Below are 11,323 nucleotides of genomic sequence, written 5' to 3'. Positions count from 1 at the left end.
GCGCTCTCGCCTGTGAAGAACGTCGTTTTGCGTTCGGCTAGCATTCGCAGCCAACGGGTCCATACAGGCCTGTTGTCCTGGTATCGGGTGCGATCGGAACGGCCGCGCCCGGCCTTCGGGCTTCCGGCCAGCCGGCGCGGCTGCTCCTGGTGGGTGGTGCGGGTGTCGGGGCGGGGAGACGGCAGAGGAGCACGGATTGGACGAGGGCGCGCCGCGGTGGTCGGATCCGGAACAGCCGGCTTCGGAACAACCGGATCCGGAGCGGTCGGATCCGGGGCCGACCGGTCGGGGGCACCCCTTTGACCTGCAAGGAGGCCGTCCGCGGCCGACGATGGCGCGGCGTCTGCGCTACGGGCTCGCCGCGGTGCTGTCCGTACTGGTCCTGTTCGGTGCGGTGGGCGGCTGGGCCGCGTACGCCTACTTCGACAGAAGGATCGAGCGGGTCGCGATCGGCGACCTCGGTGACGACCGCCCGCCCGCGCGCGGGGACGCGACGAACGTCCTCCTGGTCGGCACGGACAGCCGCCTCGGCACCGGGAAGGCATTCGGTGATGTGGCCGGGCAGCGCTCGGACACCACGATCCTCGCGCATATCAGCGCCGACGACCAGGTCACGATGGTCTCCTTCCCCCGTGACATGTACGTCCTCGTTCCCGAGTACACCGGTACCGACGGAAAGGTGCACCCGCCGACCGAGAACAAGTTCAACTCCGCCCTCTCGGAGGGCGGACCCACGCTTCTGATCAAGCTGGTCGAGCGGATGACCAGGCTGCGCATCGACCACTACGTCTCCGTGGACCTGGCCGGCTTCATGAAGATCTCGGAGGTCGTCGGCGGTGTGGATGTCTGCATCAAACAATGGGACGGTTCGGCCACCAACTACAACGAGGAGCTCGGAAGAAACATCGTCAGCACGAACACGAACGACCCCTACAGCCAGTTCCGGGGAGGCCCCGGAACCATCCAGATCCAAGGTGAGCAGGCGTTGGCCTTCGTGCGTCAGCGCTACGGCCTTCCCGACTCGGACATCGACCGCACCAGACGTCAGCAGTACTTTCTGAGCAGAATCCTCGCCAAGGTCGGCAGCGGTGGCGTGCTGAACAACCCGTCCAGGGTGACTGGCCTGCTGGGCGCGGTCGGCGATGCGCTGGAACTCGACAGCAAGACCAAGCCGGTCGACCTGGGCCGGCTTGCCGGCCGCCTGCAGGGCGCCGCCAGCGGCGGACTCCAGACGCAGACGATTCCCACGCATGCCGCTACCCGGGAGGAGGGCGCCATCGACCCCTCCCGGGGAGAAATCTCCAATCGTGTCGGGTCCGTCGAAATGTACAATCAGGCGGATCTCGACGCCGTCTTCGAGCCGCTCGGTGGCGGAGGTGGGTCCGTCGATGCCGACTCCGGGGCCCAGGGCGAGGCGGGTGCGAGGATCACGGTGGTCAACGGCACCACGGTCGCGGGAGTCGCGAGCAGAGTCGTGCGCGACCTCGCGGCGAGGGGCGTCAGCGCCGACACCGCGGACAGCGCCCCGCGCAGCGACTACAAGGCCACCTGGATCCGCTATGGAGCTGACGCCGAGGCCACGGCACGCCGGCTGCTGCCCCTGATGCCGGGCGCGAGGCTGGCGTCCGACGGCTCCGTCGAGGGTGTCCAGATCATCGTGGGATCCGCCTTCGACGGCGTGGTCGACCCGCCGGACCCGAATCCCGCGGTGCAGGCCCTCGCGGCAGGCGAGAACGGGCCGGCGTCGGGCCCCGGGGCGACGCCCTCCACCCGGAGCGCCCCAGTCGCAGCCGCCACCGGCGCTGCGGGCACAGCGACCGGGCCGGGCGGTTCCGCGGAACCGCTCCAGGCGGCGGCCCCGCTGGCCCCGGCACCGCCTGAGGACTGCGTGTACTGACCTCATGAGGCGACGCCGTTCGTCGACTGCAGGGCCGGCCGCTCCGCGGTCGGCTGGTCGGCGGCCTACCGGCCGACGGTGGCGTACGAGTCGTGGTCGGCGACGGCGGTGCCGAGGCGTTCGATGAGCACGGCGGTGATCGCCGGGTTCACCATCGAGGTGATGCTCCACAGGTAGAAGCCCTGCAGGACGCTGCGGCGTACCCCGAGCCAGGCCTCGTCCCACGACGGCGGCTCGATCCCGCCGGCGGCCAGCGCGTCCAGGTAGTGCCGCAGCAGGTCGGTCTCGTGGGTGCGGCGGTCGGCGACGGTGAGAGCGGAGGCGATGTGGTAACCGACGTCGATGTACCACGGGGCCCGCTGCACCAGCTGCCAGTCGAGCAGCGACGGCCGTCCCTCGCCGTCCAGGAAGATGTTGCCGACGTGCGGGTCGCCGTGCACGATCGTCCACGGCGAGGTGGTGGTGACCAGATCGGCCAGCGCGCTGTAGGCGGCGACGAGCCGCCCGACGTCGCGGACCTCCTCGGGGGCGCCGGCGCCGGTGGCGGTGGTGAAGTTGGCCTCGATCTTCTCCCGCCAGGTGGGGCCGGTGCGGGGCCCCATCCGCGAGGAGAGCCAGCTGGCGTCCGCCAGGCTCGGGTCGCCCCAGGTCGTGGCGTGGAGCCGGGCGAGCTGTTCGAGGCTGGCGGCGGTCTGGTCGGGGGAGTAGGGGTGCTGGCCGTCCAGGAAGGTGCCGCCGGCGGCGATCACGTCCTCGGTGATGAGGACGTTCGCGCCGTTCGCGGTGTCCACCTCGGCGTAGGGGCTGCGCAGGGTGCGCACCCCGGTCCGCTCGGCCAGGTCGCGGTAGAAGAGGGTCTCCGGGATGCCGGCGTGACGAGCTGGCAGGGTCCGCTCGGAGAAGTAGCCCTTGACGCACAGGTGGGGGGAGAGTCCGGCGGGCACACCGCCGGCGCAGGTGATGTGGAACCGGACGTTGGTCGAGATCCGGCTGACGACCGGGCCGGGGGTCACCTCGGTGACCTCGATACCCGGGAAGCGGGCGCCGAGCGCCGCGCTCAGCCATCCGGGGGACAGCACCTCGTCGAGCTGTTCGGGCACGCGGGCCGGTGTGGCGGTGGGCAGGTCGGACACGTCGCTTCCTCCTGGGTGTCGGTGGGCGGGCTGGCCGGATGCCCGGTGTCAGCCGCCGTCGGAGGCCAGGCGGCCGGTGCCCGCGAGCGACTCGAAGTGCGCCATGACCTGCTGCAGAGCCGCCGCCGGGTTGATCTCGAGGACCTCGCTGGGCTCCTCGTAGATCAGCGAGTGGCCGGCGGGGAAGAAGTAGACGTCTCCGGCGGTGGCCACCTCGTCCGGCCAGTTCGTGCCGGGGTAGACGGCCCGGACCCGGCCGGCGAAGACGTAGCCGTAGTGCGGGCAGGGGCAGACCCCGCCGGGCAGGCCCTGGTAGCCGGGCGTGCAGTCCAGCGGGCCGGTCGCCGTGTAGCCGACCTCCATGTCACCCCACTGCGCCGACCTGAACCCGCTGCCGCTGGCCGGCCAGCGGCCGCCGCCACCCCTGGGTAACTCGCTCGGCTTGCTGACTGGCATCCGATCCTCCCGGTTGGTTCTGTTCGTTCTCAGGCTGTCACGGCGTCGCGGGCTGCCACCAGGGCACCGCGGTTCACCTTCGTCGCCGCGCTGCGCGGGATGGCGTCGACGACCTCGACGGTCTTCGGGACCTTGTAGGGGGCGAGACGGCTCTTGGCGTAGCTGACGACCTCGCCGGTCGACGGGGGGTTGGCGGGGTCGGCGGGCTCGATGATGGCGTGGACGCGGCGGCCCCACCGCGGGTCGCGCAGGCCGATGACGACGACGTCCGCGATCTCGGGGTGCTCGATGAGGGCGGCCTCGACCTCGGCCGGGAAGACGTTCGCGCCACCGGTGACGATCATGTCCACGCGCCGGTCGAGGACGTACAGCCAGCCGTCGGGGTCGAGGTAGCCGACGTCCCCGGCGGTGCTGAAGCCGTCCTCGGTCTTCCGTAGGGGCGGCGCGTCGCCGAGGTAGCGGTAGCTGCCCGTGATCCGCGAGCGCAGGTAGATCAGCCCGGCCTCGCCGGCGGGCAGCTCGTTGCCGTCGTCGTCGAGCACGCGGATCTCCGTGTCGCGGAACGGGCGCCCGACGCTGCCCTCGTGAGCCATCCACTCGTCCCCGCGCAGGGCGGTGGACCCGAGGCCCTCGGTCATCCCGTAGGCCATGACGATCCGCTCGGCGCCGATCAGCTTCGCCCAGCGGTGCACCAGCGACGGCGGCATCGGCGCGGCGCCCTGCAGGATCCAGACGAGGCTGGACAGGTCCCGCTGCTCGATGCCGGGCAGGTCGGCGATGCGCTGCAGCATCGTCGGCGTCGCGGTGAACGTGGTGACGCGGTGCTGCTCGATCACGTCGACGACCCGGGCGGCGTCGAACTTCTCCATGATGACCAGGCGGTCGCCGGCGAGAAGGGTGTAGAGAGTCGTGAGCCCGTTCGCGTGGTACATCGGCGCGAGCACGAGGATCGTCTGCGGGCGCGGCACGGGGTTCCACGCGGCGATGAACGGGACGGTGGTCCGCTCGTCGTAGAGCGACGGCCGATCGGTGAGGATGACCTTCGGCGTCCCGGTCGAGCCGCTGCTGCAGATGCCGTTGATCTGCGGGGAGACCGCGTCCGGCAGGAACGGCACGGGAAGCCCGGCGGTGGCGTCGATCCAGGGGATGTCCTCGGCGCCGAGGAAGACACGCGGGTCGATGACCTCCCGCAGGCGGGCCAGCTCCCACTCGGGGATGTCCCAGCGCACCGGCACCGGGACGGCGCCGACCTTCCAGGCCGCCAGCACGGCGAGGACGAACTGCGGGGAGTTGCGCAGCCCGATGCCGAGGCGGTCACCCACGGCGAGCCCACGCTCGACGAGCGCGCCGGCGAGCTGGCTCGAGCGGCGGTCGAGCTCGACCCAGGTCGCCGCGGTCGTGGTCCCGTCGAGGGACACGTTGCGTACGGCCACCTCGTCCGGGCGGGTCGCGGCGAGTTCACGGATGCGGCGGGCATGGCTGATCTGGATGTCCACAGGCGTTCCTCTCGGCCGTGTCAGGCGGCGCCGGGGCGCACCGCCGCACTCCCGCACCTAAAAAAAGAGCGTTCACTCACTGTGCTGGACGGAGGGGTCCGGCTGGACGGAGGGGCCCGCGTGATCCGCGGCGGCTCGCGACGGTTCGGATCCGGGTGGCCTGGCCGGCCGGCCCGACCGGTCAGCCTGGCGAGTGGATGTTTACACGCATTGTGGGAGAAGTCAACGTCTTCACAAGTACGAGAGTGACGTTCTACATTCTCGCTCTACGTGCTTGTTTTCCGAGGTCGAGGGGAGGTGTCAGCGTGGATCAGGCCGCGTTCGAAGGTGTCCGCGTGGTCGAGCTGGCCCAGTGGGTGTTCGTGCCCGTCGCCGGTGCGCTGCTGGCCGACTGGGGCGCCGACGTCGTCCGGGTGGAACGTCCGGAGGGCGATCCGTACCGCGGGCTGGCCACGCAGGGCATCGGGACGGACGGCGGGGGGGTCAACCTCTCGGTGGCCCTGGCCAACCGGGGCAAGCGTTCACTCGCCATGGACCTGCGGACGGAGCGGGGCCGCGAGGTGCTCGGCCAGCTCCTGGAGACCGCCGACGTCTTCCTCACGAACTTCCGGCCCGGCGCGCTGCGTCGCCTCGGGCTCGACTCCGACACGCTGACCGCGCGGTTCCCGCGTCTGGTCTACGCCCGCGGGCACGGCTACGGCGCGCGCGGCCCCGGCGCCGACCGCCCCGGCTACGACTCCTCGGCCTTCTGGGCGCAGGGCGGCCTCGCCCACGTCCTGACCCCACCGGACCAGGACGCCCCGATCAGCCAGCGCGGCGCGATGGGCGACCGCAACGGCGCCATGGCGGTGGCGTTCGGGATCGCCGCGGCGCTGCTGCGGCGCGAGCGCACCGGGCGCGGCACGGTCGTGGACGTCTCCCTGCTCGCGACCGCGATGTGGACGCTGTCCTCCGACGTGCTCTCCGCCCTCGCCGGCCACACCCCGCGGGCGGCGTCCGGCACCGACGCCTACCGCAACCCGCTGGTCGGCTCCTACCGCACCAAGGACGGCCGGCACATCCAGCTGGTGTTCCTGGAGCCGGACCGCTACTGGGCCGACTTCTGCCGCCTGGTCGGTCGGGAGGACCTCGTCACCGACCCCCGCTTCACCGATCTGGCGGCCCGCGCCGCCAACCGCCCGGCGTGCGTCGCCGAGATCGCGGCGATCTTCGCCGACCGGACCTTCGCCGAGTGGAAGGACCTGCTCGCCGGGATCGACGCCCCGTGGGCCCCGGTACAGGCGGTCGAGGAGCTGCTCACCGACCCGCAGGTGCTGGCCAACGACTACATCGGCGAGGTCGCCGCCGAGAGCGGACCGTCCTACCGGCTGCCGACCGGCCCGGTCCAGTTCGACGGGCAGCCGCCGCACCTGCGGCGCGCCCCCGAGCACGGCGAGCACACCGAGTCGCTGCTGCTGGAGCTCGGCTACACCTGGGAACAGATCGGCGAGCTCGCCGAGACGCGGGTGATCCCGTGAGCGCCCCCGTGCCCGCCGCCGCGCCGCCCGCCACCCCGCCGCCCGCCACCCCGCCGCCCGCCGCCGCGCGACCGTTACCGGTGCCGGACGAGACGTCCGGTCCCTACTGGTCGGCCGCGGCCGAGCACGTCCTGGCGCTGGCCCGGTGCGCCCGTTGCGGGTCGTTCGTGCTGCCGCCCGACCTGGCCTGCCCGCACTGCCGCAGCACCGACCCGGACTACGCCTTCGAACCGGTCAGCGGCCGCGGCACCGTCCGGTCCTGGACGGTCGTCCGCCAGTCCGGCCTGCCGGGCTTCGCGGCCGAGGTGCCGTTCGTGCTGGTGGACGTCGAGCTCGCCGAGCAGGCCGAGCTGCGGATGATCGGGCGCCTGCTCGACGGCCCCGGCGTGCTGGCCGGCCCCGAGCCCGCGCTGCGCCTCGGCGTACCGGTCCAGGTCGCCTTCGAGGACGTCCAGCCCGGTGTCAGCGTCCCCGCGTTCACGCTGGCGGCGGTGCCCGGCCCGGCGGTGCCCGGCCCGGCGGAGTCGTCCGGGGGTGCGCGGTGAGCGGGCGGCGGTTCGCGGCCCGCAACAAGGTGGCCCTCGTCGGGTACGCGCACAGCGCCGTCCAGCGTCACGCCGCGCGTCCGCTCGGCGCGGTCACGCTGGAGACCGCGCGGGCCGCGATCGCCGATGCCGGGCTGACGCCCGCGGACGTCGACGGAGTCGTCACCTCGGCGCTGTTCCCCACCGCGGGCTCGCACGCCGTCCAGGACGGGATCAGCTCCGTGCCGGCCACCTGGCTGGCGGAGCGGCTCGACACCGTTTCTGGCCACACAGCTCCCAGCCACACAGCTCCCAGCCACACAGCTCCCAGCCACACCGCCGCGCGGCATGTCGCCGGGTTCCACGGCATCGGCCAGATCCCCGGGATGGTCGGGATGGCGGTCAACGCGGTCGCCAGCGGCGCCGCCCAGACGGTCGTGGTCTACCGGGCGCTGTACAACCCGCCCGGGAAGTACCACGCCAACAGCATGGAGCGGGCCGCCGGGCCGGCGCAGTGGACCGCCCCGCAGGGCTTCTTCGGCCCGCTAGCCATGATCGGCCTGCCGTACAACGAGTATCTGCAGCGGTACGGCGCGGACCGCGCGGCGATGGCGTCCGTCGTGGTCGAGGCCCGCAAGAACGGTTCGCGCATCCCCTGGTCGTACTGGTACAAGCGCCCGCTGACCGAGGCGGAGTACCTGGCCGCGCCGATGATCAGTGACCCGGTCTGCCGGTACGACTGCGACATCCCCGTCGACGGGGTGGCGGCCTTCGTCCTCACCTCGGCCGAGCGGGCCGCCGACCTGCCGCACCGGCCGGTGTACGTCTCCGGCTTCGCCAGCGGCCTGCCGGCGACGCGCCGCGCGCCGCTGCACTGGCCGCTCGACGACATCATGGACGTCGGCACCGAGACCGCCCGGCGCCTGTGGGAGGCCAGCGGGGTGGGGCCGGCCGAGGTCGACCTGCCGCAGGTCTACGACGGGTTCTCACCGTTCGTCTACTTCTGGCTGGAGGCCCTGGGCCTCTGCCCGCGTGGCGAGGCACACCGCTTCGTCCAGAACGGCGGAATCGACAGCGACCGCCCGGGCGCGCTGCCCGTCCTGTCCGGGGGCGGTGCGCTCGGCAACGGCCGGATGCACGGGATCCCCCAGATGCTCGAGTGCTACCTGCAGCTTTCCGGCCGGGCCGGTGACCGCCAGCGCGCGGGCGCGACGGTCGGTGTCGCCTGCCACTCGTCCCCGCACTACGGCGGTGCCGTCGTCTACACGGCCGAGCCGTCCTGACGCTGTGTGCCTTCCTGACGCTGTGCCTTCCTGACCCTGCCCTAGAGAAAGCGAGAGAGCCGGTGGATGACCTCATCGCCGAGCGGCGCTCCTACGTCGCCGGCACCTGGGTGGACGGCGACGCGCCGCTCGCCGTGGAGAACCCGGCGGACGAGTCGCATGTCGCCGACGTCTCCGTCACGCCGCTGGCCGAGATCGAGCGGGCCGTCGTCGAGGCGCGGCGCTGTTTCGACGCCGGAACCTGGGCGGACACCCCGCCGGTCGAACGGGCCCGGGTGCTGCACGCGTTCGTCGACCACATCGTGGCGCAGCGCGGCGCGTTCGTCGCCACGATGGTCGCCGAGGCGGGCCAGCCCGTGTCGTTCGCCGAGCGGGCCCAGTTCGGCGCGGGTGTGGCGCTGGCCCGCGGCACGATCGACCTGTACCTGTCCATGCAGCACGAGGACCACAACCCGCTGCCGCTGGACGACCTGGTGCGCGCCGGGGCGACGCTGAGCATCCGCCGGCACGAGCCGGTCGGCGTCGTCTCCGCGATCACGCCGTACAACGGCGCGATCATCATGGCGTTCCAGAAGCTCATCCCGGCGCTGATGGCGGGCAACTCGGTGATCCTGCGGCCGAGCCCGCTCACGCCGATCTCCTCGCTGCTGTTCGGGTCGGCCGCCGAGGCCGCCGGGCTGCCGGCGGGCGCGCTGAGCGTCGTCGTCGAGGCCGGGGCCGCCGGCGCCGAGCTGCTCACCGGCCACCCGCTCGTCGACATGGTGTCGTTCACCGGCTCGACGGTGGTGGGCCGGCGGATCCTCGCCCAGGCCGCGCCGACGGTGAAGCGGGTCGCCCTCGAACTCGGCGGCAAGTCGGCGCAGATCTACCTGCCGGACGCGCTCGGCAGGGTCGCGGCGGGGGCCGCCATGGTGGTGGGGGCGACGGCCGGGCAGGCGTGTGTCGCCGCCACCCGGATGCTGGTGCCCCAGGATCGCAAGGACGAGGTCGTCGAGGCGGTGTCACGGGCGTACGCGGCCATCACGGTCGGCCCGCCGAGCGACCCGGCGGCCCGGATGGGCCCGCTCATCAACGCGGCGGCGCGGGAGCGCTGCGAGCGGTTCGTCGCCACCGCGGAGGAGCACGGCGGCAAGGTCGCGTTCGGCGGCGGCCGCCCGGCGGGCCTGGAGCGCGGTTACTACTTCGAGCCGACCGTGCTCGACCTGCGGGACAACACCAACCCGGCGGCCCGGGAGGAGATCTTCGGGCCGGTCATCAGCATCATCGGCTACCGCGACATCGACGACGCCGTGAGCATCGCCAACGACAGCGACTACGGCCTGTCCGGGCAGGTCTTCGGCGCCGACGTCGCCACCGCGACGGCGATCGCCCGCCGGCTGCGCACCGGCGCGGTCAACGTCAACGTCGGCGGCATGTTCAGTGCCTACGCGCCCAGCGGCGGCTACAAGCAGAGCGGTCTGGGCCGCGAGCGCGGACCCGACGGCATCCGCTCGTTCCAGGAGGTCAAGCACCTGGCGATCAGCGACCTCCGCTGATCGCGAGTTCGAGTGCCCGAATGTCCGAGTACTGACGATCTACAAGGAGCAGCAATGACTGGCAACCTTCCGCTCGACTGGCTGATCTCGGTGGACGACCATGTGCTCGAGCCGCCGAACCTGTGGCTGGACCGGCTTCCGGCGAAGGACCGTGACCGGGCCCCGCACATGGAGTTCGACGCCGACGGCATGGACGCCTGGGTCTACGACGGGAAGCGGTTCCCCAGCTCGGGGCTGAGCGCGGTCGCCGGCAAGGAGAAGGAGGAGTTCAGCCCGAACCCCCTGAAGTACTCCGAGATGCGGCCGGGCTGCTACGACGCCGCCGCCCGCGTCGAGGACATGAACCGCGCGGGCATCCTCGCCTCGCTGTGCTTCCCGACCATCACCCGGTTCTGCGGCCAGCTGTTCATGGAGGCCAGCGACCGGGACTTCGGGCTGGTCTGCCTGAAGGCCTACAACGACTGGATGATCGAGGAGTGGTGCGGCGCCGCGCCGGGCCGCTACATCCCGCTGGTGCTGATCCCGCTGTGGGACCCGCAGCTCGCCGCCCGCGAGCTCGAGCGCTGCGCCGCCAAGGGCGCGACGACGTTCGCCTTCTCGGAGAACCCGGCGCCGCTCGGCCTGCCGACCATCCATGACAAGGACCGGTACTGGGACCCGGTGATGGCCGCGGCGAACGACCTGGAGATGGTCGTGTCGATGCACGTCGGCTCGTCGTCGCAGGTGCCGAAGATCGCCCCGGACGCGCCGTTCATGGCGAACCTGACCTGGGGTGCGATGCGCACCTCGGGCGCGATGCTCTCCTGGCTGTTCAGCGGCATGTTCCAGCGGTACCCGAAGCTGAAGATCGCGCTGTCCGAGGGTGAGATCGGCTGGATGCCGTACTACCTGGAGCGCGCCGAGCAGGTGCTCGACAAGCAGCGGCACTGGGTCAAGAAGGGCGTCCAGTGGAACGACCACGCCGCCGCCGCCAACCTCGACCTGGACACGCTCGACATCCGCGCGACGTTCCGTGAGCACGTCTACGGCTGCTTCATCGAGGACCACCACGGCATCGCCAGCATCGCCGAGATCGGCGAGGACAACATCATGTGCGAGACCGACTACCCGCACTCGGACTCCACCTGGCCGAACTGCATCCAGACGGTCAAGGGCATCATCGGCCACCTCCCGGCCGAGACGCAGTACAAGATCCTGCGCGGCAACGCGGAGCGGCTCTACCGCTTCACCCCGGCCGAGCCGCCCGTCCTCAGCGGCGTCTGAGTGGGCGCCCCCTCGGTCGCCGTCGACCGCGAGCGCTGTGTCGGCAGTGGGATGTGCGTCCTCTACGCGCCGGACAGCTTCGCCCACGACGAGGTGGCCAAGGTCGTCGTCCTGGACCCGATGGGCGACGAGGAGGACGTGATCGGTTCCGCCGTGGACGCCTGCCCGACCGGCGCGCTGCGGCTGGCACAGGAGCTGACACAGGAGAAGGGAACGTGA

General features: G+C 72.0%; 10 protein-coding genes. 7 read left to right on the top strand and 3 right to left on the bottom strand.

Going from position 1 to position 11,323, the window contains the following annotated elements; translation table 11 throughout:
* Positions 1 to 331: 331 nt before the first annotated feature.
* Complete coding sequence (locus B207_RS0108425) at positions 332 to 1,897, top strand: LCP family protein (RefSeq protein WP_018636089.1); 1,566 nt, start codon at positions 332 to 334, stop codon at positions 1,895 to 1,897.
* A gap of 65 nt (positions 1,898 to 1,962) precedes the next feature.
* Here the strand turns inward: B207_RS0108425 and B207_RS0108420 are convergent, their stop codons facing one another.
* Genes B207_RS0108420 through B207_RS0108410 form a run of 3 tightly spaced genes read right to left on the bottom strand, consistent with a single transcriptional unit; the run spans position 1,963 to position 4,982 of the window.
* Positions 1,963 to 3,030 carry a phosphotransferase gene (locus B207_RS0108420; protein ID WP_018636088.1) on the bottom strand — a complete coding sequence of 356 codons (1,068 nt, stop codon included), beginning with the start codon at positions 3,028 to 3,030 and terminating at the stop codon, positions 1,963 to 1,965.
* Between the two features lie 48 nt (positions 3,031 to 3,078).
* Complete coding sequence (locus tag B207_RS0108415; protein ID WP_084692050.1) at positions 3,079 to 3,486, bottom strand: cupin domain-containing protein; 408 nt, start codon at positions 3,484 to 3,486, stop codon at positions 3,079 to 3,081.
* A gap of 29 nt (positions 3,487 to 3,515) precedes the next feature.
* Positions 3,516 to 4,982 carry a class I adenylate-forming enzyme family protein gene (locus tag B207_RS0108410; RefSeq protein WP_018636086.1) on the bottom strand — a complete coding sequence of 489 codons (1,467 nt, stop codon included), beginning with the start codon at positions 4,980 to 4,982 and terminating at the stop codon, positions 3,516 to 3,518.
* A 305-nt stretch (positions 4,983 to 5,287) separates the two neighbouring features.
* Here B207_RS0108410 and B207_RS0108405 point away from each other — a divergent pair, with 305 nt between their 5' ends.
* From B207_RS0108405 to B207_RS0108380, 6 genes are all read left to right on the top strand, one after another.
* Complete coding sequence (locus B207_RS0108405; RefSeq protein WP_018636085.1) at positions 5,288 to 6,499, top strand: CaiB/BaiF CoA transferase family protein; 1,212 nt, start codon at positions 5,288 to 5,290, stop codon at positions 6,497 to 6,499.
* Positions 6,496 to 7,044, top strand: coding sequence for a Zn-ribbon domain-containing OB-fold protein (locus B207_RS0108400; protein ID WP_018636084.1), 549 nt, complete (start codon positions 6,496 to 6,498; stop codon positions 7,042 to 7,044). Before B207_RS0108405 ends, B207_RS0108400 begins: the two co-directional genes overlap by 4 nt.
* Positions 7,041 to 8,306: a thiolase family protein gene (locus B207_RS0108395; RefSeq protein ID WP_018636083.1), complete on the top strand. Its 1,266-nt coding sequence runs from the start codon at positions 7,041 to 7,043 to the stop codon at positions 8,304 to 8,306. The genes B207_RS0108400 and B207_RS0108395 overlap by 4 nt, the downstream gene beginning before the upstream one ends.
* Before the next feature lie 62 nt (positions 8,307 to 8,368).
* Complete coding sequence (locus tag B207_RS0108390; RefSeq protein ID WP_018636082.1) at positions 8,369 to 9,841, top strand: aldehyde dehydrogenase family protein; 1,473 nt, start codon at positions 8,369 to 8,371, stop codon at positions 9,839 to 9,841.
* A gap of 54 nt (positions 9,842 to 9,895) precedes the next feature.
* Positions 9,896 to 11,104 (top strand): amidohydrolase family protein, encoded by a 1,209-nt coding sequence (locus tag B207_RS0108385; protein ID WP_018636081.1) that lies wholly within the window; start codon positions 9,896 to 9,898, stop codon positions 11,102 to 11,104.
* The gene (locus B207_RS0108380) at positions 11,105 to 11,323 is read left to right on the top strand and encodes a ferredoxin (RefSeq protein WP_018636080.1); all 219 of its coding nucleotides are present in this window, start codon (positions 11,105 to 11,107) and stop codon (positions 11,321 to 11,323) included.

Origin of the sequence: Parafrankia elaeagni, from assembly GCF_000374165.1 — a bacterium.
Classification (GTDB): domain Bacteria; phylum Actinomycetota; class Actinomycetes; order Frankiales; family Frankiaceae; genus Parafrankia; species Parafrankia elaeagni.
This window is presented reverse-complemented; position numbering and strand designations above follow the sequence as displayed.